Origin of the sequence: Dietzia sp. 2505, assembly GCF_040546785.1 — a bacterium.
Classification (GTDB): Bacteria; Actinomycetota; Actinomycetes; order Mycobacteriales; family Mycobacteriaceae; genus Dietzia.
The window spans coordinates 98791-122743 of sequence record NZ_JBEPON010000006.1 but is presented as its reverse complement, the minus strand read 5'-3'; the positions used below and the strand labels follow the sequence as shown (position 1 = coordinate 122743).

Genomic DNA, 23953 nt, shown 5'->3' with positions numbered 1-23953 from the left:
CGGATCGATCGATACGTCGCCTGAACTGCGTCGACGGACAGTGTCGTACCCGGGTGATCTAATCGAACACATGAGCGAGAACGGGATCGGCGACGGCGCGGGTGGAGAGTCGAGGGCGATCCTCGCCGCACTCGATCAACACCTCCAACGCGACTGGACCCACGCCCCACCGACACAGCTCCATGCCGAGCTCGTCGCGCTCGAACAAGCGCAACGCCGGATCCGCGCGACCCAGGCCCGGGTCATGGCTGCGGCCCGGGAATCGGGCACCGCCCGCCAGGTGGGCTTTGTCAACGACCGCCAGATGCTCACCGGTGGCCTGGGCCTGGCGCCGGGGGATGCCCGCGAACGACTCGATGATGCCGGGATCGCCGACTCCGCCCGCATGCGTGCCAGCGGTGCCGGCAGGGTCTCGGCCGGGCAGCTGCGGATCATCGGCAAGGCTCTGGCCGCACTGTCGGATGAGTGTGACGACGAGGTGCGCGATCGCCTGGAACAGCAGCTGCTCGAGGCTGCCGAGAAGTCCACCACCCGGCAACTGCAGGAGCACGCGCATCGGCTGCTCGACACCCTGGACCCGGGCCGCACCGAACGAGGCGCCGACGAGCGGGCACGCCGCAGGTCGGTCTCCTGCGGAGGTCAGGGACTGGACCTGATGGCCAGCGCCAGCATGACCATGGACCCGCAGCTGGCAGCCCTGATGCGCGAGGTGCACGCCTGCTGGGGCCAGCCCGGCCGGTTGTGGCCTGATCCGGACGCGCCAGACACCCGCACCGACGGCCAACGCATGCACGACGCGATGGTTCACGCCCTGCACCTGGCCCTGTCCGCCGACGCCCGCAAGACCGGAGCGCCGGCGGCGATCGTGGTGCGCATGGACCTCGACCAGCTCACCACGCTGGCCGGCTGTGGCCAGACCGACGGCGGGATCCGCGTTCCTGTGCCCCAGGCGCTGGCGATGGCGCGCGGCAACCACTGGTTCCTCGCACTGTGCGACCAGGAAATGGACCTCAGGCTCTACCGCAGCCGCAGAACCGCCTCCCGATACCAACGGCTCGCGCTGTTCGCGGCGTACGGAGGCTGCACCCATCCGGATTGCGACCAGGATGCCAGGCACTGCGAAGCGCACCACAGCGGAACACCCTGGTCAGCCGGAGGACTGACGAACATCGATGAGCTCGCCCTGGCCAGCGGCGATTGCCATGCCATGATCCACGACACCGGTTGGAGTACGATCCCAGACCGCAGTGCACCCCAGGGAGTCAGGTGGATCCCGCCCGCCGGCACACCGCGGGCAGCCGACCCACCACCGGTCAAGGCGGGACCGAAACCACTGACGTCACTCGAGGCGCCGATTCTGCCCTTCGCGCTACTCCGCGACCTCGACCACGCCATACACGCACGCCTTCGCGCGGCCGGCATCGTCGAGGAGGCCGCGTGACCGCGGGGACTGTCGGGCGCCGCTCAGATGGGCAGGGTGGTGTCCGAGATGGCGAAGTCGCGGAGCCAGTCGATGAACAGGGCCCACGCGCCGGAGAGCAGCAGCAGGCCCACGATGATCAGCATGACGCCACCGAACACCTGGATGGCGCGGGTGTGCTTCTGCAGCCACCCGACTGTCCGCATCGCCCAGGTGGAACCGAACGCGACCAACACGAACGGCAGCCCCAGGCCCAGGCAGTAGGCCACGATCAGCAGCACTCCCCGGGCGGCGTCGACACCAGTTCCCGCGGCCACGGAGAGCGCCGCGGCCAACGTCGGGCCGAGGCACGGCGTCCAGCCCAGCGCAAAGACGGCGCCCAGCATCGGGGCGCCGACCCACGTCGAGATCGACTTGGGCTGCATGCGCGTATCCCGCTGCAGGGTGGGCACGAGGCCGATGAAGACGAGGCCCATCAGTATCGTCACCACGCCGCCGAGGCGCTGCAGCAGCTCCTGCTGCGGCGCCAGGTACTGCACGGTCCCCAGCACCATGGCGCTGAGCGACACGAAGACCACGGTGAACCCGCCCACGAACAGCAGCGATGCCACCACCACCCGCCTGCGCGAGGAACGGCGGGTGCGGCGTTCGTCCAGGGTCATCGTCGCCGTGGCGGCTCGCTGGCGTTCCACGGCGGCCACGGTGACCGGGGGACGGTCGGCGCCCACGACACTGGCCAGGTACGCCACGTAACCGGGCACCAGTGGGATCACGCACGGCGAGGCAAAAGACACGAGCCCCGCCAGGACGCACGCGCCCAGCGCCAGCAGAATCGGTCCGCTGGCGACGGTCTGCTGGAAAGTCTCACCCACGCTCTGCGCGACCAGGATCATCTCCGGGTTCACACCGGCTCGACCTCCTCGGCCAGGATCGCGGACACGGTGTCCCGCAGCTTGTCGTCAGTGATCTCGGCCAGGTACACGGCGGCCACCCGGTGCTGCTTGTCCAGGATGATCGTCGCCGGCACCACGGACGTCGGGAAGCCGCGCAGCGCAGCCACCGCGGCATTGCTCGGATCCCAGATCGAGGGGAACGTGATGCCATTGTCCTCCACGAAGTCGACGGGCTTCTGCCGGTTGGGGTCGCGCAGGTTGATGCCGAACACGGTCGCGCCCTGCGGTTCGAACTCGTCCTGCAACCGCTGTAGGTCGTCGGACTCGGCGCGGCACGGGCCACACCACTGGCCCCAGAGGTTGAGGATCACGACCTGCCCCTCGAAATCCTCCTGGACGTTGAGCGTGCGATCAGGGTCCAGCAGATCCGGGCCGGTGAGAGTGGCGACGGGTTTGCGCTCGGACGGGGGGTCGTAGTGGATCTCCAGCTGGCCGTCCGGGCTGACGAACTCGAACGTCTCCGGGCCCGTCACCACCGCGTCGGTGCCGGTCGCGCACGCACCGGTGGCGAGAGCGCCCGCGAGGAGCAGGGCGCCGAGGGCGGCCTTGGGGCGTCGCATGGTTCAGGCTCCTGTCTGCGACGGGTCGGACGCACCCGCCGGTTCGGAGTAGACGACATCGCGCAACGTCGTGCCCTCGAACACCAGAGAGGTGATCGAGGCCAGCGAGCACTGCCGCGAACGGGGGTCGTGCCACAGCCGCCGACCCTCGAGGAACCGCCGCGTGGTGTACACGGGCAGCTGGTGGCTCACCAGTACGGCCTCGTGGCCGCGGGCGGAGTCGAGGGTGGAGTACACGGCCCCGATCATCCGGTGCGCGATCTGCAGGTACGGCTCGCCCCACGACGGCCGCAGCGGGTTGATCAGGATCGGCCAGTACTTCGGGTTGCGCAGCGCCCCGCCCCGGCCACCGACCTTGTTGCCCTCGAAGCGGTTGTCGGCCTCGATGATGTCTGCGTCGATCCCCACCGGCAGGCCCAGCGCCTCGGCCAACGGGGCGGCGGTCTCCTGGGCACGCTGCAGCGGGGAGGCCACGATCGACACGATGTCGTGCCCCTGCCCGAGCGTGCGGGCCACGGTCTCGGCCTGACTGCGCCCCAGCTCGGAGAGTCGGAAGCCCGGCAGTCGGCCGTACAGCACTCCGTCGGGGTTGTGCACCTCCCCGTGGCGGACCAGGTGGACGATGGTCTGTGTCTCGGTCCCACGGGCCGACGAGTCTCGCGGTGCCGACGACGACGAGACCGGCTCGCCCGGAGCGGAAATCGTACCCGGCGCGGCCCCGTACGCCTCGGCGCCCTCCTGCTGCTGCGGGGCGGAGGCCTCCACGGGGCGCGCTGTGGCCGCGGACCCGCCCAACGAGGGCGGCGCCTCGGCGGGCGCCGGGTGCTCCCCGCGAAGGGGGATCGGCAATGAGGTGGGGCCGGTCGACGGGACGTCGAGGCGCCCGCGAAGCCCCCGACCGCGCACGGACCGGCTCATCGGGTGGCCTTGGGGTCGGACGCCGCGGCAGCGGCCTCGGCCGCCACGGGCAGGGCGTCGGAGATGTGCTGGAAGTCGTCGTCGGTGAGCGCGGTGGAGACGAACCAGGTCTCGAAGGCGCTCGGCGGGGCGTAGATGCCCCGGTCCAGCAGGGTGTTGAAGAACGGCGCGTACCTGAACGTCTCGGCGGCCTTGGCCCCGGCGTAGTCGGTGACCTGCTGGTCGGTGAAGAACACGCTGAGCATGGTCCCGGCGCGCTGAACGGTGTGGGCCACACCCGCGGCCTGCAGGGCATTGCTCAGCAGTGCCTCGAGGCGGTCCGCATTGGTCTGCAGCGTGTAATAGCAGGAGTGGTCGGCGAGGCGCAGCGAGGCGAGACCCGCCGCCACCGCGACCGGGTTCCCCGACAGCGTGCCGGCCTGGTAGACGGGGCCGGAGGGGGCGAGCGCGGACATCACGTCGGCGCGGCCACCGAACGCGGCGGCGGGCAGCCCGCCGGACATGACCTTGCCGAAGGTGGTCAGATCGCCGGCCACGCCGTCGATCCCCCACCAGCCGCGGTCACCGGCCCGGAAGCCGGTCATGACCTCGTCCATCACCAACAGCGCGCCGTTCTCGGAGCACAGTGTGCGCAGCTCCTCGTTGAAGCCGGGCAGCGGCGGGACCGTGCCCATGTTGCCGGCGGCGGCCTCGGTGATCACGCAGGCGATCTCGCTACCGTGGTTGGCGAACACCAGGCGGGTCGCCTCGACGTCGTTGTACGGCAGCACGATCGTGTCGTGGGCGGTCGCTCCTGTCACGCCGGGCGAGTCCGGCAGGGCGAAAGTCGCGAGACCCGACCCCGCGTCGGCCAGCAGCGCGTCCACGTGACCGTGGTAGCAGCCGGAGAACTTGACCACCTTGGACCGACCGGTGAAACCGCGCGCCAGCCGCACCGCGGACATGGTGGCCTCGGTGCCGGAGTTGACCAGGCGCACCTCCTCGACGGAGGTCCGCCCCACGATCTCGCGGGCCAGGTCGACCTCGCCCTCGGTGGGGGTGCCGAAGCTCAGACCGCGGGTGGCGGTCTCCCGCACGGCGTCGACGATCGCGGGGTGGGCGTGACCGTGGATCATCGGGCCCCAGGAGCACACCAGGTCGATGTAGGTGTTGCCGTCGACGTCCGTCATGCGGGAACCCCGCGCTTCACGCATGAAACGCGGGGTTCCGCCGACGGAGTTGAAGGCACGGACCGGGGAGTTGACCCCGCCCGGGATCAGCTCGCGGGCCTCGGCGAACAGCTCGGCCGATCGGGTGGTGCCGGACAGGCCGGACGGGGTCGGGAAGGCATCGCTCGCAGACGTCACCTGTCCAGTGTCTCAAAGACTGCCCGCGAGTACCCCCTCGCGGTGTCAGCCCTGCGGCGGGGCGGGTTGGCCGTGCGGTGCGAACAACGCCTTGACGGCGGTATCGACCTGTCCGGCCACGTCCTGCAGGGCCTGCTCGGCCTGCTGGTGCAGCTCCTGCGGGGTGGGCAGCGGAGCCGGGGCCGGGACCACCGGAGCGGGCACAGCCGGCTCGGCCACAGGGGCTGCCGGGGCGGCCACAGAGCCCATCACCGGCGCGGCGGCCGCGCCGGCGTCGCGGTGGGTGCCGTACCAGTCGTCGGCACCGGCGACGGGCGCGGACATGCCCTGCTGGGCGGCGGCCGCGCGCTCGGCCTGACCCCACCTCGGCAGAGGCTCCGGCGAGGGCTTGCCCTCGACGCGCCCCGGAATCGCGACGCCGGTCTCGAGGAACTCCATCACCACGGCGTCGACGGCAGCGTTTCCGGTACGGAAGGTCCCGTGCTCGCCGCCTCCGACGACGACCAACGTCCCATCGAGCGTCTCGACGACCCTGTGGGCGCCGGCGATCGGGGTGACGGCGTCCTTCTCCGAGTGCAGGACGAGCGGCTTCTGGTCGAGGGCGTCGCCGTTCGGCTGAATGGTGCGTGCGACCGGCGCCCAGCCCACGCAGTCGTCACCGGCGGCCTCGGCCGCGGCGCGGGTGGTGAGCTTGTTGCCGCCCGTGTACCGATCAGCCTTGGCGGCCATGACACCCAGCTCGTTGGGCGGCGAGGCGGTCTCGTTGCACGTGATGATCGCGTTCATCTCGATGTCGGTGCGGAAGACCGGCGAGCGGCTCTCCTGCGCGGCGACGATCCGGGCGGCCGTCGGGTAGTCGACCCGGGCGATGTTGCCGCCGTCGTTGTAGTACTTGAGCATGTGCGCCAGCATCGGCCACGCCTGCTCGGAGTAGGTCGCGCCCACCGTGGCGTCGTACAAGCCGGTGGTGGCGTTGTTGGTCAGACCCTGCAGCGCGACGGCGCGGCCGAGACCCTCGACGCGGGCGAGGGCGGGCGCGGTGCCGTTGATGGTGTCCAGCGCGGGCCGCTCGAGCGCGGTGCCCCGCAGCTCGACGGGCAGGTCACGGGTCTCGGCCGGCGGCGGGGTGAGGTTGGCGGGTCCCCCCACCTCCTGGTCGGTGACCCACTTCCAGGAGTGGAACACCTTGCGTGGGGTGTCGCCGAGGCCGTAATAGTCGTCGCGCTCGGCGATCCACGTGAAGATGTCGTTCAATCGCCGTTCCTGGGCGAGCGCGCCCTGCTCGGCCTGGGTGGACCACCGCCAGTCGGGGTGCGTGTTGGAGTCCAGCACCATGCGGCCGGTGTGCTCGGGGAACAGGGTCGCGAAGTCGGTGCCGATCGCGGTGCCGTAGGACACGCCCACGTAGTCGATCTCCGCGAGCCCGAGCGATTCGCGGACGGAGTTCATGTCGCGGGCCGCGTTCTCGGTCGTGAACGAGGCCATGTAGGCCGGGTCGGTCCCGAAGCAGGCGTCGTGCAACGCATTGGCGGTGGTGGGGCCGACGAAGGCGACGTCACAGGTCATCGGGTTGGAACCGTAGAGGCCGCGCGGCTGGACGGCCACGAGGTCGTGGTTCTCGTACAGGCCGGCGGGCGCGGTGCCGTCGAACGCGGGGCTCCAGAAGTTGAGGGCATAGTTGCCGGGGCCGCCGGGATTGCCGAAGACGGCCGACCGGGCCTGCCCGGAGGACGCCTTGATGCGCGTCAGCGCGACCTCGGTCCGGGCGCCGTCGGGCTGGCTGTAGTCGACCGGGACCTCCACGGTCCCGCACTCGAGACCGGCCGGCACGTACTCGGCCTCGATCCCGAGCATCTCGGTACAGTCCTGCCACTTGACCGGGGCGGCGGCGGCCACTCCGGTACCAAGAAGTGCGATCGCCCCAACGACCGCGGTGGTGCCAACGAAAGTGCTAGACGGCTGCACCGGTCCCCGATTCCATGTTCTGTAGATGACTGCCAGACGAATCGGACGCCGCGACCGCTCAAGTTCACGAGCGTCACAAGCGTCCGAACCGCTCCAAATGTAGCCTGTGGCCGGTGCCACGCCGCACCAACTGGCACCGACTCAGGGAACCGTCATCCGATCGTTACCGCGAGCGGGGTGCGTGCCGGAAAAGTGCAGGCAGAAGTAGATATATCACTGTTCATACCGGCTGCCTCGGGTCAGCAACGCGAGCGTGGTGGAGACCATCGCGACGCCGGCCGACAGTGTGGCCGCCAGCAGCAGCCAGGGCTCGGTGTAGGTCCGCAGGATGACACCCTCGACCGGCGGGTCGACCTGGGGCGGCCGGACGGCCACGAGGTCGCGCGACAACCACCACAGCACCACCGCCAGGACCGCCGCGACGACGGCGAGCACGGCGTGGCGCCGGGCGGTCACGCCGGATCCGAGGCGGCGCCCGAGCCGGTGCCGGTGCCCGTTCCGACGGAGCGGACCGCGGCCTCGAGGGCGGCGTGCAACCCGACCGGGTCGCGGGTCCAGGCCCGGACCTCGGCACCGGTGTCCAGGCGCAGTCCGACGGACCGCCGTCGGCGGGGAACCTCGCGGAGTTCTCCGAGCGTGCGGGCGGTCTCCCACGAGGCCTCGGGGATGCCGTCACCGGGCAGCGGGAGCACCTCCTGCACGCGGTCCAGTTCGAGTTCCTCGGTTCCCTGGATGTACGTGGTCGGGGTGAGCCGGACGCGACCGTGGACGCGGGTGGCGGCGATCATCACCCCGTGGCACATCGCCGAGGCGATCGCGCAGACCGTGAGCATGAGCCAGTGGACTGGCGCGCCGGCGATCAACTCGAACACCGCGGCGCTCGCGCAGAACAGCGGCGCGGCGAAGATCCAGGCCCAGCTCCACCCGTCTTCGGCGAAGAGGATGGGGCCCTGCGGTTCCGGGCCTGTCCCCGGTTCCGACTGGTCGGGCTCACTCGCCGGCACGCGCACCACCGCCGGTCGTGAACTTCATGGCCTCGGCGGTGTGCTGACGCCACACGGCGGTCGCGGCGCACAGCCCCGCGAGGATCTGCAGGGAGATCACGATGAAGGTGACGATCTCGCCACGCTCCCCCGCCTCGGCGACACCGCCGAACACGCCGATCACGACGGAGACCGCGTCCACCACGAGGAAGATGGCGACAATGTCGAGCATCGTCCGGGCCCAGCCCTTTCCCGCTCGCAGCCGGAATGCCAGCCACACGGTCACCACGCTGACGAGTATTGCCAGGATCGCCCCCACGATCCGCGCCATGCCGAACAGCGCCTCGATGGAGATGTCAGCGGCCCCGGCGGTCTCGACGGCGTCGCGGAAGGCGTCACGGGTGGCCGGGGGCAGATCGCCGAACCGGGAGGTCGCGGCGTTGAGCAGCATCCCGATCAGCGCGAACCCGGTGGCGGCGAGCCACAGACCCCAGGCGGAGTGGACGTCGTCGGGAAGGGGGCCCGCCGGTTCCACCGGCCGGCCGTCGGCGCGCTCGGAGGGGACGTCGGTCCGCTCGGGTGGGCGCCACGGGCCGGTGCCGGTCACCGGGTGCCCCACCCGTCGGTGAGGAGGCGGGCGGCGTGCAAGGCCCAGTAGGTCAGGACGATGTCCGCGCCGGCGCGGCGGATGGAGGTCAGCGACTCCATCACCGCCGGGTCGTGGTCGATCCATCCGCGCTCGGCGGCGGCGGAGATCATCGCGTACTCCCCGGAGACCTGGTAGGCGGCCACGGGCACGTCCGAGATCTCAGCGGTCTGGCGCAGCACGTCGAGGTAGCTCATCGCCGGCTTGACCATGACTATGTCGGCGCCCTCGTCCAGGTCCAACCGCACCTCGCGAAGCGACTCGCGCAGGTTGGCGGGGTCCTGCTGGTAGGTACGCCGGTCGCCGCGAAGCGAGGACCCGACGGCCTCGCGGAACGGCCCGTAGAAGGCGCTGGCGTACTTGGCGCTGTACGCGAGTACGGCCACGTCCTGGTAGCCCTCGCGGTCCAGCGCCTCGCGGATGGCGGCGATCTGGCCGTCCATCATCCCGCTCGGCCCCACCACGTGGGCTCCGGCGGCGGCCTGGGCCACGGCGAGGTCGTTGTAGGCGGCCAGGGTGGCGTCGTTGTCGACGATCTGCTCGCCACGTGGGTCGGTGCCGAGGACACCGCAGTGCCCGTGGTCGGTGAACTCGTCCAGGCAGGTGTCGGCCATCACCACGAGGTCGTCGCCGACCTCCTCGCGGACGGCGGTCAGCGCCCGGTTGAGGATGCCGTCGGCTGCGGCGCCGCAGCTACCCGAGGCGTCCTTGTGCTCGTCGAGCGGGACGCCGAACAGCATGATCCCGCCGAGTCCCGCCTCGGCGGCGGCGGCGGCCTCACGGCGGAGGGAGTCGACGGTGTGTTGCACGACCCCGGGCAGGGAGGAGATGGCGTGCGGCGCGTCGAGACCGTCGGCGACGAACGCCGGCAGGACCAGCTGCCGGGGTGCGAGCGTGGTCTCGGCGACGAGCCTGCGCATCGCCGGCGTCGAGCGCAGCCGTCGCGGACGCACCAGTGGTGCCGGAACGGATGCGGTGTCGGTCTCACGCGGTGTGGTCACGGGCTCCACTGTACGAAAGTCGCCGGTGACGCGGTGCGGCGCCGGTCGGGATCAGCGACGGCGTGCGCGGCGACGAGGGGGCGGCAGCTCCCCGGCCTCACGCAGCTGGTCCGCGTGGGCGGCGAGCGCGTCCACCAGGTCGAGCACCGACGCGTTGTCCGGCTGCACGTCCACGCGCAGTCCGAACTCGGCAGCGGTCTCGGCGGTGCGCGGGCCGATGCACGCGATCAGGGTCCGGGTGTGCGGCTTACCGGCGATCCCCACGAGGTTGCGGACCGTGGAGGAACTGGTGAAGCACACGGCGTCGAACCCGCCGCTCTTGATCATCTCGCGGATCTCGGCGGCCGGCGGGGCCGCGCGGACTGTGCGGTAGGCGGTGACGTCCTCGATCTCCCAGCCGCGGCCGGTCAGGCCCTCGGCGAGGGTCTCGGTGGCGATGTCGGCGCGCGGCAGCAGGACCCGGTTGACGGGGTCCAGGATGTCGTCGTACGGCGGGAAGACCTCGAGCAGGCCCTGGCTGGACTGCTCGCCGGAGGGCAGCAGCTCGGGCTGGATGCCCAGTTCGCGGACGCGCTCCGCGGTGCCCTCTCCCACGCAGGCGATCTTGACGCCGGAGAACGCGCGGGCGTCCAGGCCGAACTCGCAGAACTTCTCCCACACCGCGCGGACCGCGTTGGAGGAGGTGAACACGACCCACTGGTACCGGCCGTCGACCAGACCCTTGACCGCCCGCTCCATCTGGGCCGGGCTGCGGGGCGGCTCGACGGCGATGGTGGGCACCTCGACCGGCACGGCGCCGTGCTCGGCGATCCGCTCGCTCATCTCGGCGGACTGTGCCTTGGTGCGGGGCACGAGCACGTTCCAACCGAACATGGCCCGCGACTCCCACCACTGGTGGCGGTGGCGCTCACCGGCGGACTTGCCGATGGTCACCACGAGGTCACCGTCCATCTCGCGCCCGACCTCGGCCATGGTGGCCAGGGTACCGTCGGCGGACTTCTGGGCACAGAGCGAACCGGCGCAGGTCACGGTGACGGGCGTCCCGGCCGCGAGGCCCTGCTCGGCGAGGTTGGAGGCGGCCTCGGCGAGGTGCCGTCCGGTGGTGCGCAGGACGATCGGGCCGGGCGAGTTGACGAGGGAGGCCCAGTCGACCTTGCCGCGGCCGTCGGCGAACACGTACCCGGACCCCAGGGCGATGCCGGCGAACGCGGGGACGGCGGTGGCCTCGGCGACGCCCGGCACGACCTCGAACGGCACCACGGTGCGGCCGACGGCCGCGATCTCGGTGACGGTGGCGTCGGTGGTCATCGGGTCACCGGTGACCAGCCGCACCACGTCGTGGCCCTTCTTGGCCTCGGCGACGAGCTGCTTGGCCACGGCGGCCGGTTCTCCCAGGACGGGACGCACGTCCGCGGCGGTGGGAGCCGGGAGCGTCTTCAGCCTCTTGATCTCCGCCTTGTCCTCGGCGGCGACGGCGGCGTCCATCTCGGCGCGGCGCGCGTCGAGCAGGTCCTCCGGGACCGGGACGTCGCCTGCGACGAGCGCGAGCACCTCGGCGGAGACGTCGGCGTCGGCGAAGACCAGCGCGTTACCCGCGAGGACCTCCCGGGCCCTGCAGGTGAGCATCCCCGCGTTGCCTGGACCGCCGCCGACGAAGCGGACGGTTCCGGGGCGGGTGGTACGTGCTCGAGTCATTGTTCGTCTCTCCGTGGGGTGGGTGTCGCGCGCTGGCTGCGCGCGACGGGGAGCTTCAGGGGACATGGATCAGGTCTCGGTGACGGTCGGGGGCGCCGTCGTCGACTCCCTCGGGACGAGCGGGGCCCGTTCCTCGGGGGACTTCTCGGACATCAGGTCTCGTGCGCCCCGGCCGAGCAGGTCCGCCGCGAGCCGGCGACCCAGCTCGTCGGCAGCGGTGACGGGACCGTCGGGGTGGTCCGCGGTGACGGTGGTGCCCTCGGTGCGCAGGACGGTCGTGCCGTCGTGCGACGCGGCGACGGCGTGCAGTGTGAGCACTCCCCCGTCGAGTTCGGCGCGCGCCCCGACCGGGGCGGTGCACCCGGCCTCGAGTTCGGCGAGGAGGCGTCGCTCGGCGGTCACCCGGATCCTGGAGGGGAGGTGGTCCAGCAGTGCGATCGCCTCGGCGGCGCCGGCGTCGTCGGCGCGGCATTCGACGGCGAGGGCACCCTGCGCGGGGGCGGGGAGCATCACGTCGATGCCGAACCGCTGGGTGGCCCGTTCGCCCACGCCGACGCGGTCGAGCCCGGCGGCGGCCAACACGACCGCGTCCAGGTCCCCGCTGGTCACGTAGGACATGCGCGTGTCGATGTTGCCGCGCAGCGGGTGCAGGTCCAGGTCCGGCCGGAGCGCGGCGAGCTGGGACCGCCGGCGGGGTGCCGAGGTCCCGACGCGCGCACCCTCGGGGAGCGTCGTCAGGGTCAGCCCGTCGCGGGCGATGAGCACGTCCGAGGGGTCGACCCGCGGCGGCACGGCGATCGGGGCGAACCGGTCGTCGGGCGCGGTCGGGAGGTCCTTGTACGAGTGGACGGCGACGTCACAGTCGCCGCGCTCGAGCGCGGAGCGCAGCTCCATCGTGAACACGCCCACGCCGATCCGCTCGACGGGTGCCATCACCACGTCGCCCCGGGTCCGGACGATCACCAGCTCTGCCGGGTAGCCGGCGGCGATGAGCGCGTCCCGCACGTGCCCGGCCTGCGTGGTCGCGAGGTTGCTCCCGCGCGTCCCCACCTTCAGGGTCCTGCTCATGACGCCTCCTCGTCCACACTGCTGGCGTCCACACTGCTCGCGTCCAGACGATCCGCGCTGTCCAGGTCGAACAGCGTCCTCACGACCGCCGCCAGGTTCTCGCCGTCCGGCTGCGCGGCGAGCTCCTTAAACCTCACCGTCGGCGGGTGCAGCAGCTTGTCCACCACCCGTCGCACGGTGTTGGCCACCTCGTCGCGGACCCTGTCGTCCAACTCCGGCAGTCGCGAATCCAGCCGTCGCATCTCGGCGGCGACCACCTGTCCGCCGCGGCCGCGGAGCTGGCCGATCAGCGGCCCGACCCCGGCCATGCGCTCGGCCTGCGTGTACGCGGCGAGCTCGGTGTCGACAATCGTCCGGGCGGCGTCGGCGTCGGCGGCCGCGGCCGAGGTGGCCGGGTCGGCGTTGAGCTCCTCGATGCCGAGCACGGTCACGCCCGGCAGGCCCGAGACCGAGGGGTCGACATCGCGAGGCATGCCCAGGTCGCAGATCACCAACGGACGCCCCGGTCCGCGCCGGGCGATCGCCGTGTGCACGTCGCCCAGGGTCACGACCGCGCCGACCGCGCCGGTACAGGTGAAGAGGATGTCCGCGGCGGCGATCCCGTCGGCCAGGTCCTCCATGGGGAACGCCGAGGCCGGGGTGCCGGCGTCGCGGGCGATCTCGGAGAGACGATCGGCGCGCTCCGGGGTGCGGTTGGTGACGTCGATATGAGCGATCCCCGCTCGGCCCAGGTGCGCGACGGCCAGCCCGCCCATCGCACCCGCTCCGAGCACGACCGCGCGGCGCCCGTCGAGACGGCGGGACTGGGACCCGGAGGTCTCGGGGGTCGCCCCCTCGGCGAGGATCTCCGCGGCGCGGTCGAGCGCCACCGACACCACCGACGAGCCCGCCGAGTCGATGCCCGTCTCGGTGTGGACGCGTTTGCCCACGTGGAGGGCCTGCTGGGCGAGTCGGTGCAGCGTGGTGCCGGCCGCGCCGATGTCGGACGCGGACTGGTAGGCCGTGCGGATCTGTCCGATGATCTGCTGCTCGCCCACGACCATCGAGTCCAGGCCCGAGGCCACCGAGAACAGGTGCTCGGCGGCCGACTCGGAATAGCGGACATAGAGGTGGCGGCTGAGTTCGTCGGCCGAGAGACCGGAGTGCCGCGAGAGGAGACCCACCACGTCGTCGAGCGCCGGGTGGAACGCCTCCACCGCCGCGTAGACCTCAACGCGGTTACAGGTGGTGACGATCATCGCCTCGTCGACGTGGCTGCCGCTGATCAGGTTCTCGGTGAGGGTGTCCCGATCGGCTTCCGCGACGGCCACCGACTCCAACAGGGCGACCGGGGCGCTGTGATGGGACAGACCCACCAGGAGGATGCTCACGGCCGACCCCCGGACGCGAGTGCCGATGGGGCCCATGCCAGAATGGGCACCGATGCGTCAACTCGGGACACCGGGAACGACGGGACGACACTCGACGCACACGCGGAACGGTGATCCACAGTCGGTCGTCTCCTGTCGGTGTGCACGGCTGCGTACAGGGCGAATCCCAGTGGATTCCCCTGCCGGGACGGCCGTGGCCTGAGCCTGCGATCGACCCGCAACGAACTCCACCGTAACCCGCTTGGCACCCCGGGACAAAACCGTCGCCGGGGCGGATGCTATGCCCGGGGGACGCCGTGCGGCCGCCATGAGCAGCGCCGACCCTCGGCGGCCCGGGCCCGCGGCGACACGCGCGCGGACAGCGCTCCACCGGGCGCACGCGAGCGACGTACGGTTGCGCCGTGCCACCACGCCGCAGGTCCACCACCACAAGGTCCTCCACCACCGTGTCCGCGGCGACACGCGCGCGGTACGCGAAGCGACGGAAGCGGCGACTGGCTAGGGTCGACAACGACCTCACCACCCCGCAGTGGGTCGACCTCCTCCGCGCCTGGGGCGGGTGCGCCTACTGCCGGGCGCAGGGCCCCGCACTGCAGCGCGACTGCGTCATGCCCGTCTCCCGCGGCGGGCGCTACACCCTGGAGAACGTGGTCCCCGCCTGCGCCTCCTGCAACGCGAGCAAGCACAACAGCGAGGTCACCGGCTGGCTCCGGCGCAAGAAGCTCGACGAGCGCGCCTTCCTGCTCCGGCACGCGACGATCCTGCAGGGCCTGCTCGCCGAGGAGTAGCGGGCTCACCCCCAGCCACGGAACGGCTCGGGGGCCGCGAGGTCGGCACTCAGCTCGTCGTCGTCGACCTCCCAACACGAGTGCTCCGCGCCGTCCACCAGCACCACCGGCAGGCGGTCGCCGTACTCCACCGCGAGTTCGGGGTCGGCAGCACGGTCCACGTCCACCACCTCGAGCCGCGCGTGCGCCGTCGCGCACAACGGGACCAACTGCCCGTGGACCCGGACGCAACTTCCACAGCCCTCGCGGGTAAGCAGGGTCACCGTGTGCACCATGCCCTGATAGTGCCCCACCCCCTCTGGGCTCCCCTAGGATGGGGTCCCACCCCCACTAGGAGGTCCACCCGGTGAACGACCACACCGACGCCACCGACGATCCCGATTCCGACACCGGGGGCAACAGTCTCCGGCTGCCCGGACGAGCGGACGTCACCAGTGCGATCGGGCGGCTGGTCTGGCGCCGGCGCAACGCCCGCGACCAGCGCGTCGCCGGCGAGGCCTCGGCCAGGAACGCGGTCAAGCTCGAGCCCGGCGCCGAGCCCGGTCCCCCGCTCGCCGACGCCACGCCCACCGAGGACCACGACGACCACGCCGCCACGCGGTTCGTCCCCGACCCGCAGGCCGCGGCGTTCTTCGACGTGGACAACACCCTGATCCAGGGCGCCTCGATCATCCTGCTGGCGCGTGGCCTGGCCAAGCACAAGTTCTTCACGGCGCAGGACGTGGCGTCGATGGCGTGGTCGCAGGTCAAGTTCCGGGTCTCCGGCAAGGAGAACGCCGACGACGTGGCCGCGGGCCGCGACAAGGCGCTGAGCTTCGTCAAGGGCCACACCGTCGCCGAGCTGACCGCGTTGAGCGAGGAGGTCGTGGACACCTCGATGCTCGACCGCGTCTGGCCGGGCACGCGCTCGCTTGTGCAGATGCACCTCGACGCCGGCCAGCAGGTCTGGCTGGTCACCGCCACGCCGGTGATGCTCGCGCGGGTGATCGCGGCGCGGCTCGGGCTCTCGGGTGCGCTCGGGACCGTGGCCGAGGAGGAGGACGGTGTGTACACCGGCCGCCTGGTGGGCGACATCCTGCACGGGCCCGGCAAGGCGCACGCCATCTCCAACCTCGCCGAGGCCGAGGGTTTCGACCTGTCCAAGTGCTACGCGTACTCGGACAGCTTCAACGACATGCCGATGCTCACCATGGTCGGCAACCCGGTGGCCATCAACCCGGACGGGCGGCTGCGCAAGTACGCCTCCGAGAACGGCTGGGACATCAAGGACTTCCGCACCGTGCGCAAGGCCGCCAAGAAGGCGGTCCCGGGCGTGCTCGCGGTGGGCGGGCTCGCCGGAGCCCGGGCGGCCGTCAAATCCTCGTACGGTGCGCGGACGATCGGCCAGATCCGACGGATGTTCTGAGCCGACGCGCGGCCGGGCCCGGAACGCGCCGGCCCGGCACGACCGCCACGCGGGTCAGCCGAAGAAGACGCTCCCGCGGCGCGCGAGGTTCCGGAACAGCGTGTTCTGGATGGTCTCGCGGACCTGGTCGGTGATCTCGAAGACGATCATCGGGTCGTCGCCGGCGTCCGGACCCAGATGTGAGGTCTCGATGGGCTCGCCGAACTCGATGGTCCACTTGGTGGGCAGCGGGATGCCGCCCAGGCCGCCGAGCAGGGGGAACGTCGGCGTGATGGGCAGGTACGGGACGCCCAGCAGCCGCGCCAGCGGGGAGAACTCGCCGATCTTGGGGTAGATCTCCTCCGAGCCCACCACCGAGCACGGGATGATCGGCGCGCCGGCGTCCAGCGCCGTGGACACGAATCCACCGCGGCCGAAGCGCTGCAGCCGGTACCGGTCAGAGAACGGCTTGCCCAGCCCCTTGTAGCCCTCGGGCCACACCGCCACCACGTGTCCGCTCTCGAGCAGGCGTTCGGCGTCGGCAGCGCAGGCGAGGGTCGCCCCGGCCCGCCGCGCCAGCGGGGCGGAGACCGGCAGCGTCATCGCCAGGTCGGCCGCCAGCAGCCGGAGGGCGCGGCCCGAGTGGTCGTGGACGGCGACCGTGGTCATCATCGCGTCCAACGGCAGGACCCCGGCGTGGTTGGAGACGATCAGCCCCGCGCCCTCGGCGGGGATGTTCTCGGCGCCGATCACCTCGACCCGGAACCAGTGCTCGAACAGCGGCCGCCACATCGGTAGCCAGATGGTGCTGTGGAAGTGCTCGTCGAAGCCGAACTCGTCGACCTCGTAGCCACCGGTGACGCGTGTGGCGATCAGCTCGCCGACACCGTTGATGGCGTCGACGAGCCCGGACAGCGCGCTGACGTCGCCGGTCGCGAGCATCACGTCGACTCCCCTCGCGACGTCGCGGACGGGACCCAGCATCTCGGCGTCGACCGGCAGCGCCTCCATCACCTGGCCCAGGGTGTCCCGCACCGAGGTGAGGAACCGGTCGACGATCCGGCCGATCTCGGTGGCGGCGGCGTCGCTGTGGCTGGTGGCGCCGAGGAAACCCTCGCCCACGATGCGGTCGCTCCGCGAGTCGCGGCGGCCCTCCCCCCAGCGCGGCCCACCGAGTGGCTGGCTCAGGTCGAATTCGGGGCCCCTCACAGCGCCTCCTCCATGCTCGGATCGTGCTCGTTCGGATCGGGCAGTGCGCCGATCGCCTCGAGCTCGCACAGGGTGGTGTCCACTCCCGCGCGCAGCCGGTCGGCCACGGGCGCGGGGAGCATGGCGGCGACCTTGGCGGTCTTGCGCTCGAGCGTGGCGCGGGTGATGAGCGGCTCGGTGCCGGAGTCCACAAGGTAGGCGTGCAGTGCCTCCTCGGTGGAGTACCGGGGCGTGAAGCCGAACTCCTCGCGCATGCGCGTGGTGTCCACGGCGCGCCCGAAGCGCAGGTAGCGCAACTGCGAGGCCCCGATGTCGCGCAGCCCCTGACTCGACAGCAGGCGCACGGCGAGCTTGAACGTCTGCGGGGGCACCGGCAGCGGGACGTGCCCGGCCCGCCGGATGGCCTGGGTGAGCGTGAGGATCCCCTCGCCGGCGATGTTGAACGTCCCCGGTGCGGCTCCCATCGTGGCGTGCAGGAGGGCGTCGAGCGCGTCCTGCGGGTGCAGCAACTGGATGCGGGGGTCATAGCCCGCCAGCACCGGGGCGATCGAGGGCGCCAGCAACTCCCCGAACACCGTGGGTTCGGGCAGACCGAGGATCGCGGGGATCCGCAGGATCGTCACGTCGATGTCCGGCCGCTTGCGGGACATCCCCCGCACGTAGCCCTCGACCGACAGGTGATCCAGGGGGATGCCGCCGCTGGGCTGGCGGCGAGCCGCCATGTCCTCGGTGAACATGGCCGGGTCCACGCCCGAGGAGCCGTAGACGGTGGTCGAGGAGATCAACACGAACCGCGTGACGGTCGCGGCCCGCCCACAGGCCGCGATCACGTGCATCGAGCCCATGATGTTGGCTTCCTTGACGGCCGCGCGGCCGCCCGGGGCGAAGTCGGTGTGGTGCAGTCCGGCGTGGACCACGGTGTCGATGCCGGCGTCGCGCAGGATGCCCTGGAGGCGCGGCGACTGCGGGTCGAGGCGGACGAACTCGGCGTCCCTCATCCGACGGCGGTGTTGCGGCGAGGGTTTGACGGAGTCGATGGCCAGGACGCGCTCGACGGATTCGGTCCGGAGCAGCATCCCCACGAGGTGGGCGCCGAGGTACCGGCTCCCGCCCACGACGGCGACAGCCCGGGCGGGCCGACGGGTTGGTGCTTCGGGGTTCACCCAGACCACTGTAGCGGTGGACCCCCCTGCTCCGTTGCCCGGTCCGCGTACCCCGGACGTGCTGCTACACACACTCCGGGACACCACCCCGGGACACACCGATGCCCGCCACCGTTTCCGGGTGACGGGCATCTGCTACAGGCGTGAGTCCGGGCGCTATCGAGGCGCCGCCGGACTCACTTACCGAGCTTGCGACGCTGCACGCGCGTCCGGCGGAGCATCTTGCGGTGCTTCTTCTTGGACATACGCTTGCGGCGCTTCTTGATCACAGAACCCATATCGGGGGTCACCTACCTGTCGACTACTGGTCTGGGGCCTTACAGCGGGCTTACTGCGTTCCGGCATCTAAGCGGGCTCGGAAGCCGGTACGGAACCCGTCCAGACTACCCGCAGGTGGGGCCGCGACGAAAACGGGCCCGGGGGCCGACCCGGAGCGGGTCAGCCGGCGGAGAAGTACGACGTGTCCAGGTACTCGTGGACCGCCTTGGAATGCACGCGGAACGACCGCCCCACCCGCACCGCGGGCAGTTCGCCCGAGTGGACGAGCCGGTAGACCGTCATCTTGGACACGCGCATGAGCGCTGCGACCTCGGCAACGGTCAGGAACTGGGAACCCCCCGCCGCCTGTGCGCCGCCTTCGGTCTTGTCGGTAGTCGCCATCTCACAACCCTTCGTGGCACGCGTCGTGCCGCAGGCTTCCCCTCCTGCGGTACGGACACGCACGTGCTGGGTATGAGCCTAGCGTGAAGGGTGTGATCAATGCGACGGGAGTGGGCAAATAACTTTGACGACACGCCGTCCGACCGCGACCTCACCCGCCCTGAACAGGGCTTGTGCTAAATGCGACGTCCCGCCAGGTGGCCGTTCTCTCACCTGGCGGGACGTGTGGGGCGTGTGGAGCGCGATGGGCCGCGATGGGCGATGGGCGATGCCCTGGAGTCGGGTCAGTCGTCCCGCTCGTCGTCCTCGGCCGTCTGCGCTGCGCGGGCCAGTTCCATCGACCTGGTCGCCGACGCCTCCACGGCGTCCGCGACCGCGGACCTGAAGCCCCCGGCCTCGAGCCGCCGGATCGCCGCCGCCGTGGTGCCTCCCGGGGAGCAGACCGCCGCGCGCAGGTCGGCGGGACCGTCACCGCCGGCGGTGAGCATGGCACCGGCGCCCATGGCGGTCCCGGCCGCGAGTCGCAGCGCGACGTCACGGGGAAGGCCCTGCTCGACCGCCGAGTCCACCATGGCCTCGGCCAGGAGGAAGAAGTAGGCGGGGCCCGAGCCGGACACGGCCGTCACGGCGTCCATCTTGGACTCCTCGACGACGACAACGGCGCCCACGCTCTCCATGATCCGGACCACCTGCTCCAGGTGCTCGTCGCGCGCGTAGCGACCCTTGCACGCCGCCGAGACGCCCTGCCCCACGAGCATCGCCGTGTTGGGCATCACCCGCACAACGGGAGATCCCGCGCTGAGCTTGTTCTCCAGCACCGACGTGGGCACGCCGGCCGCCAACGACACCACGATCGACTCGTGGACGCTGTCGGAGATCGCGTCGCCGACCCGGTCGACGACCGCGGGGACGTCGCCGGGCTTGACGGCCACCACGATCACATCCGCCCCCTCGCAGCCGATGTCCAGGCTGGTGGAGAGGATGCAGTACTTCTTGGCCAGTTCGGCGGCGCGGGACTCGACGGCCTCGATCACCACGATGTCCGAGGGCTCCGTGCCCGATTTCCGGAGTCCTGCGATGAGGGCCTCGCCGATGCGTCCGCCACCGACCACTGCGATTCTCGTCATGCCCACAACAGTGCCACACACCCCCGGTGGTCCTGCACGGCTGATCCCGCGCGATCAGCCCCGCGCGGTTCGTGCGGTCGGCCTCGACGCGGCCGACGGTCGCACGGGGTTCGGCGGGCGGGTGTGCAGACGACTCCGCCCGCACCGTGAGAGGTGCGGGCGGAGTGGTGACGGATCGGGTGGGCCGGTCAGGTGACCACTCTGAGCAACAGGGGCCCGCAGGTCACGCCCAGACCGACGATCACCGCGAGCGCGATGCTCACCATGTCGTTCGACCTACGCAGGACGCGGACCATGGCGACCAGCCCGACGATCACCACGAGCGCCAGGGCCATGGCCACCCACGGCAGATCGCGCCACAGCAGCTGGAAGCCGATGAACAGCGCTGCGCCCGCGACGCCCGAGGCCAGCACCTGCGCCACGAGGACCAGCCATTCCGTGGTGGAGGAGCGCACGGCCGGCTCGGCGCCCTCTGGCGCGTGATCCGGGTCGTGGTCGGTCGTGGCGTCGGGCCGCGAGGTCGCCCGGTGGTGGGCCGGGGCCGCCTGGGCGGCTGCACCCTGTGCCGGGGTCGCCTGCGCCGGACCGGTGTGCGCGGGGGTCGCCTGCGCGGTCGTGGCGTGGTGGTCCCGTGCGGCGCCGGCGGTCGCTGCGCCTGCGGCAGCTGCTCCCGTGGCGGCACCGGCGGCGGCTGCTCCCGCGGCGGCTGGTCCCGTGGCGGCACCGGCGGCGTCCCCGGTCGGCGCATCGGGTGCCTTGTGTGCGGTCGAGCCACTACCCGACGGGACACCCCACTGCGCCGCATCTCCCGCCGGAGCGGACTCGGTGCCGGTCGCGGACCTCGCAGTGGGCGCGGACGTGACGGTGGGCGTGGGCCCTGCGGGCTTCTGCTCGGCGGGCTTCTGCACTCCGGGCTTCTGCCCCGTCGCCGAGGCCGCTGCGCCTGTGGGCGTCGCTGCCGCGGAAGGTGCGGAGGCGGAAGGTGCGGAGACGGGAGGCGCGGAGGCGGTCGGTGCGTCGGTCTTCTTCACCGGCGCTGCCGACCGGGACGCGTCCGCATCGCTCCTCGACGCGGCGACTCCGGCAGCGGCGGCGCCGGCGACACCTGCCGCGGCACCGGCGGCGACGCCGGGCGTGGTCTCCGAACGCCCCGCCGGACCCGGCCGGACCCCGGGAGCCCCGGACTGCGCCCGGTCCGCGTCCTTGTCCTTGCGCTTGCGGCCGAGCAGTCCGCGCAGGCCGCCCTTCCTGCCGGAGTCGGCGGGAGAATCGTGGTCAGCCGGCGGAGGCGGGGTCTGCTGCTGCCGAACCTGGGGCTGCGGCACGGTCTGCGGGCGCGCATCGTGGCCCGCCTGCGGCTGCGATTGAGCCGGTGACGGCGACTTCGGCTGAGCTGGTGACTGTGACTGCGGCGTGGTCGGCGCGGCGGGCGTCTGAGCCCTGCGCTTCCCGGGCGCCTCCGGAGCCTGCGCAGCCTCTGCCCGACCCTCACCGGAGGCATCCGTCTCCGGCGCCCGACGACGCCCCGACCTCTGGGGAGCCGCGCTCTCGGCGGTCGGAGCGCTCGCCGCGCTCGTCGTCGTCTCGGGGGTATTCTCCCCCGCCCCGGCGGCCGTCTCCTCGGCCTCACGGGCCCGTCGGCGCGCGGCGCGGCTACTGAGCTCGGTGTCGTCGGTGATCCGCGGGATCTCGCCGGTGAGCTCGGAGACGCTCACGCCACTGCCGCCCTCGTCGGCCCGCCGGTGCCGGCGACCCTTCGGTGCGGCCGCGTCCGACTGCTCCGCGCCCATGCGCTTGAGCAGCTCCGCCACGGTGATCTGCTGACCGTCCTGATCCTCGGCCATCTCAGCTCCCCTTTCCGTCGCCGCCCGCGTCCCGGTCGAGACGCTGCAGTATGAGCCCCTCCCGCAGAGCCCACGGGCAGATTTTCACACTTTCCAACCCCAGAGCCCTCATCGACGCCTCCGCCACCAGCGCTCCCGCGACCACCTGATGCGACCGGTCAGAGCTGATGCCCTCCAACTCTGCCCTGTCGGCGGCCGTCATGCGAGAGATAAAGGCGATCACCTGCCGCAGACCCGACGCGGTGAGGATCCGCTCCACCCGCGGCCCCTCCGACGACGGCGCCGCACCGGTGAGGCGCGCCAACGTGCGGAACGTCTTGGAGGTGGCACAGGCCAGGTCGGGTGCACCGGCCGCCCGCAGGTCCCTGGCGGGGCCCTCCAGCTCGGCGTCGATGAAGTCACGCAGCTGGTTGATGCGCTTGCGTTCGGGCGGATCGGTCTTGAACCAGTCGTGCGTCAGCCGGCCCGCGCCCAGGGGCAGGCTGAAGGCGTGCTCGGGCAGCTCGTCCTCGCCGCTCGTGAGCTCGAGCGAGCCACCACCGATGTCGAGGTTGACGATCCGACCGGCGCTCCAGCCGAACCACCGGCGGGCGGCCAGGAAGGTCATCCGCGCCTCGTCCTCGCCGGAGAGCACGCGCAACTCGATCCCGGTCTCCTTCTCGACTTTCTCGAGCACCGCGTCCGAATTGGCGGCGTCGCGCACGGCCGAGGTCGCCAGGGCCATGACCTCGCGGCACTTGGTGGCCTTGGCCAGATCGGCGGCCTCGTTGACCGCGTCGATCAGCCGGGCGATGCCGGTCTTGGAGATGTTGTCGTCCTCGTCGAGGTATTCGATCAGCCGCAGACGGGTCTTGGAGTCGTTCATGGGCGTGGGGTGCCCGCCGCGATGGGCGTCGACCACCACGAAATGGACCGTGTTGCTCCCGACGTCCAGGACACCTAATCTCACACGCCCACCCTAAACGGTCTACGGTCGCTGGTTGTGACCGCCACCGAACGCACCAGCACCCCGGGCGCGCCCGCCCCGGAAGTCCCCCTCGACTTCCCCCGCGAGTGGTACACGTTCCCGGACCCCGCGAACGACGAGCACCTGATCTCCGCGGACATGACCTGGTTGCTGTCCTCGTGGACCTGCGTGTTCGGCACCCCGGCCTGCCACGGCATCGAGGCCGACCAACCCGATTCCGGCTGTTGCACCCACGGCGCGTTTCTCTGCGACGACGACGACCGCACACGCCTGACCGTGAACGTCGAACTCCTGGGACCCGAGGACTGGCAGCACCGTGGGGCCGCGCTGGACGCCGCGAAGGCCGAGGGCGGCGATCTCGAGCCGTGGCTGGAAGAGGACGAACTCACCGGGGACGGCGGCGCGCCCGAGCCCGCTCTGCGGACGCGCCGCCATGCCGGTCGCTGCGTATTCTTCAACGACGTCGGCTTCCCGGCCGGCTCGGGCTGCGCCCTGCACCACATGGCCCTGCGGACCGGGCGGACCCTGCCCGAGTCCAAGCCCGACGTGTGCTGGCAACTGCCCATCCGGCGCACGCAGGAGTGGGAGACCCGGCCCGACGAGGTGGAGGTCCTCCACACGCGTATCGGCGAGTACGACCGCCGCGGCTGGGGCCCCGGCGGGCTGGACCTCGACTGGTACTGCACCGGATCGCCCGAGGCGCACGTCGGGGCCGACCCGGTCTTCGTCTCCCTGCGGGACGAGCTGGTGGAACTGCTGGGTGCCGACTGCTACGAGGTGCTGGCCGCGGCGTGCCGGCGCCGCCGCCAGCTGGGAATCGTCGCCGTGCACCCCGCGACGGAGCGGGCGCAGACCGACTCCGTCGGATAAGGAGCGGGTTCAGACC

The 23953-nt window shown here is 71.7% G+C and carries 24 protein-coding genes; 4 read left to right on the top strand and 20 right to left on the bottom strand.

The annotated features are described in order from the left end of the window. The first annotated feature begins 70 nt into the window (after positions 1–70). On the top strand, positions 71–1441 hold the full coding sequence (locus tag ABIE38_RS12615) for an HNH endonuclease signature motif containing protein (protein WP_354056750.1): 1371 nt from the start codon (positions 71–73) through the stop codon (positions 1439–1441). 23 nt (positions 1442–1464) lie between these two features. Here the strand turns inward: ABIE38_RS12615 and ABIE38_RS12610 are convergent, their stop codons facing one another. The 12 genes from ABIE38_RS12610 to ABIE38_RS12555 all read right to left on the bottom strand — a co-directional run bounded on the left by ABIE38_RS12610 (position 1465) and on the right by ABIE38_RS12555 (position 13925). Then, complete coding sequence (locus tag ABIE38_RS12610) at positions 1465–2325, bottom strand: cytochrome c biogenesis CcdA family protein (RefSeq protein ID WP_354056748.1); 861 nt, start codon at positions 2323–2325, stop codon at positions 1465–1467. Then, the gene (locus ABIE38_RS12605) at positions 2322–2933 is read right to left on the bottom strand and encodes a TlpA disulfide reductase family protein (RefSeq protein ID WP_182644991.1); all 612 of its coding nucleotides are present in this window, start codon (positions 2931–2933) and stop codon (positions 2322–2324) included. Before ABIE38_RS12605 ends, ABIE38_RS12610 begins: the two co-directional genes overlap by 4 nt. A 3-nt stretch (positions 2934–2936) precedes the next feature. Next, positions 2937–3851: a histidine phosphatase family protein gene (locus tag ABIE38_RS12600; protein ID WP_502914785.1), complete on the bottom strand. Its 915-nt coding sequence runs from the start codon at positions 3849–3851 to the stop codon at positions 2937–2939. Then, positions 3848–5197, bottom strand: a complete 1350-nt coding sequence (hemL, locus tag ABIE38_RS12595) for a glutamate-1-semialdehyde 2,1-aminomutase (protein ID WP_502914784.1) — start codon at positions 5195–5197, stop codon at positions 3848–3850. The genes ABIE38_RS12600 and hemL overlap by 4 nt, the downstream gene beginning before the upstream one ends. A gap of 45 nt (positions 5198–5242) precedes the next feature. Next, positions 5243–7093, bottom strand: a complete 1851-nt coding sequence (locus ABIE38_RS12590) for an alpha/beta fold hydrolase (protein WP_354056746.1) — start codon at positions 7091–7093, stop codon at positions 5243–5245. A 282-nt stretch (positions 7094–7375) separates the two neighbouring features. Next, positions 7376–7618 carry a hypothetical protein gene (locus tag ABIE38_RS12585; protein WP_354056744.1) on the bottom strand — a complete coding sequence of 81 codons (243 nt, stop codon included), beginning with the start codon at positions 7616–7618 and terminating at the stop codon, positions 7376–7378. After that, a complete protein-coding gene (mce1N, locus tag ABIE38_RS12580) occupies positions 7615–8166 on the bottom strand; it encodes a transport-regulating membrane protein Mce1N (protein WP_354056742.1) in 552 nt (183 codons plus the stop codon). Before mce1N ends, ABIE38_RS12585 begins: the two co-directional genes overlap by 4 nt. Beyond that, on the bottom strand, positions 8153–8752 hold the full coding sequence (locus tag ABIE38_RS12575; protein WP_354056740.1) for a hypothetical protein: 600 nt from the start codon (positions 8750–8752) through the stop codon (positions 8153–8155). The genes mce1N and ABIE38_RS12575 overlap by 14 nt, the downstream gene beginning before the upstream one ends. Next, a complete protein-coding gene (hemB, locus tag ABIE38_RS12570) occupies positions 8749–9792 on the bottom strand; it encodes a porphobilinogen synthase (RefSeq protein WP_354056738.1) in 1044 nt (347 codons plus the stop codon). The genes ABIE38_RS12575 and hemB overlap by 4 nt, the downstream gene beginning before the upstream one ends. A 51-nt stretch (positions 9793–9843) precedes the next feature. Next, the gene (locus tag ABIE38_RS12565; protein WP_354056736.1) at positions 9844–11487 is read right to left on the bottom strand and encodes a bifunctional uroporphyrinogen-III C-methyltransferase/uroporphyrinogen-III synthase; all 1644 of its coding nucleotides are present in this window, start codon (positions 11485–11487) and stop codon (positions 9844–9846) included. 69 nt (positions 11488–11556) lie between these two features. After that, complete coding sequence (hemC, locus tag ABIE38_RS12560) at positions 11557–12555, bottom strand: hydroxymethylbilane synthase (protein ID WP_354056734.1); 999 nt, start codon at positions 12553–12555, stop codon at positions 11557–11559. Further along, positions 12552–13925: a glutamyl-tRNA reductase gene (locus ABIE38_RS12555; RefSeq protein WP_354056732.1), complete on the bottom strand. Its 1374-nt coding sequence runs from the start codon at positions 13923–13925 to the stop codon at positions 12552–12554. Before ABIE38_RS12555 ends, hemC begins: the two co-directional genes overlap by 4 nt. Before the next feature lie 446 nt (positions 13926–14371). On the opposite strand from ABIE38_RS12555, the gene ABIE38_RS12550 reads away from it, so the two are divergent. Then, the gene (locus ABIE38_RS12550; RefSeq protein WP_354057036.1) at positions 14372–14713 is read left to right on the top strand and encodes an HNH endonuclease; all 342 of its coding nucleotides are present in this window, start codon (positions 14372–14374) and stop codon (positions 14711–14713) included. Between the two features lie 5 nt (positions 14714–14718). On the opposite strand, the gene ABIE38_RS12545 is transcribed toward ABIE38_RS12550, so the two are convergent. Continuing rightward, complete coding sequence (locus ABIE38_RS12545; protein WP_354056730.1) at positions 14719–14988, bottom strand: glutaredoxin family protein; 270 nt, start codon at positions 14986–14988, stop codon at positions 14719–14721. Between the two features lie 71 nt (positions 14989–15059). Between ABIE38_RS12545 and ABIE38_RS12540 the strand changes: the two genes are divergently transcribed. Continuing rightward, positions 15060–16118, top strand: coding sequence for an HAD family hydrolase (locus tag ABIE38_RS12540; RefSeq protein ID WP_354056728.1), 1059 nt, complete (start codon positions 15060–15062; stop codon positions 16116–16118). Positions 16119–16172: 54 nt separating this feature from the next. On the opposite strand, the gene ABIE38_RS12535 is transcribed toward ABIE38_RS12540, so the two are convergent. The 7 genes from ABIE38_RS12535 to ABIE38_RS12505 all read right to left on the bottom strand — a co-directional run bounded on the left by ABIE38_RS12535 (position 16173) and on the right by ABIE38_RS12505 (position 23049). Further along, the gene (locus tag ABIE38_RS12535; RefSeq protein WP_354056726.1) at positions 16173–17306 is read right to left on the bottom strand and encodes a lysophospholipid acyltransferase family protein; all 1134 of its coding nucleotides are present in this window, start codon (positions 17304–17306) and stop codon (positions 16173–16175) included. After that, positions 17303–18469: an NAD-dependent epimerase/dehydratase family protein gene (locus ABIE38_RS12530; protein WP_354056724.1), complete on the bottom strand. Its 1167-nt coding sequence runs from the start codon at positions 18467–18469 to the stop codon at positions 17303–17305. The genes ABIE38_RS12535 and ABIE38_RS12530 overlap by 4 nt, the downstream gene beginning before the upstream one ends. A gap of 176 nt (positions 18470–18645) precedes the next feature. Then, positions 18646–18747 carry a 30S ribosomal protein bS22 gene (locus tag ABIE38_RS12525; RefSeq protein WP_003855542.1) on the bottom strand — a complete coding sequence of 34 codons (102 nt, stop codon included), beginning with the start codon at positions 18745–18747 and terminating at the stop codon, positions 18646–18648. 160 nt (positions 18748–18907) lie between these two features. Continuing rightward, entirely contained in the window at positions 18908–19129 is a 222-nt protein-coding gene (locus ABIE38_RS12520) for a helix-turn-helix domain-containing protein (RefSeq protein WP_017837771.1), read from the bottom strand. A gap of 284 nt (positions 19130–19413) precedes the next feature. Next, complete coding sequence (gene proC, locus ABIE38_RS12515) at positions 19414–20256, bottom strand: pyrroline-5-carboxylate reductase (protein ID WP_354056713.1); 843 nt, start codon at positions 20254–20256, stop codon at positions 19414–19416. Between the two features lie 188 nt (positions 20257–20444). Continuing rightward, complete coding sequence (locus ABIE38_RS12510; protein ID WP_354056712.1) at positions 20445–22100, bottom strand: Rv0497 family membrane protein; 1656 nt, start codon at positions 22098–22100, stop codon at positions 20445–20447. A gap of 1 nt (position 22101) precedes the next feature. Further along, a complete protein-coding gene (locus tag ABIE38_RS12505; protein ID WP_354056710.1) occupies positions 22102–23049 on the bottom strand; it encodes a Ppx/GppA family phosphatase in 948 nt (315 codons plus the stop codon). A 33-nt stretch (positions 23050–23082) separates the two neighbouring features. Here ABIE38_RS12505 and ABIE38_RS12500 point away from each other — a divergent pair, with 33 nt between their 5' ends. Next, positions 23083–23937, top strand: coding sequence for a DUF3109 family protein (locus ABIE38_RS12500; RefSeq protein ID WP_354056708.1), 855 nt, complete (start codon positions 23083–23085; stop codon positions 23935–23937). The last annotated feature ends 16 nt before the right edge of the window (positions 23938–23953 follow it).

Excerpts from the sequence above, each read along its gene's own strand:
- ABIE38_RS12615 (WP_354056750.1), top strand. The coding sequence starts at position 71 with ATGAGCGAGAACGGGATCGGCGACGGCGCGGGTGGAGAGTCGAGGGCG.
- ABIE38_RS12605 (WP_182644991.1), bottom strand. The coding sequence starts at position 2,933 with ATGCGACGCCCCAAGGCCGCCCTCGGCGCCCTGCTCCTCGCGGGCGCT.
- ABIE38_RS12600 (WP_502914785.1), bottom strand. The coding sequence starts at position 3,851 with ATGAGCCGGTCCGTGCGCGGTCGGGGGCTTCGCGGGCGCCTCGACGTC.
- ABIE38_RS12565 (WP_354056736.1), bottom strand. The coding sequence starts at position 11,487 with ATGACTCGAGCACGTACCACCCGCCCCGGAACCGTCCGCTTCGTCGGC.
- hemC (WP_354056734.1), bottom strand. The coding sequence starts at position 12,555 with ATGAGCAGGACCCTGAAGGTGGGGACGCGCGGGAGCAACCTCGCGACC.
- ABIE38_RS12545 (WP_354056730.1), bottom strand. The coding sequence starts at position 14,988 with ATGGTGCACACGGTGACCCTGCTTACCCGCGAGGGCTGTGGAAGTTGC.
- ABIE38_RS12525 (WP_003855542.1), bottom strand. The coding sequence starts at position 18,747 with ATGGGTTCTGTGATCAAGAAGCGCCGCAAGCGTATGTCCAAGAAGAAG.
- ABIE38_RS12520 (WP_017837771.1), bottom strand. The coding sequence starts at position 19,129 with ATGGCGACTACCGACAAGACCGAAGGCGGCGCACAGGCGGCGGGGGGT.
- proC (WP_354056713.1), bottom strand. The coding sequence starts at position 20,256 with ATGACGAGAATCGCAGTGGTCGGTGGCGGACGCATCGGCGAGGCCCTC.
- ABIE38_RS12510 (WP_354056712.1), bottom strand. The coding sequence starts at position 22,100 with ATGGCCGAGGATCAGGACGGTCAGCAGATCACCGTGGCGGAGCTGCTC.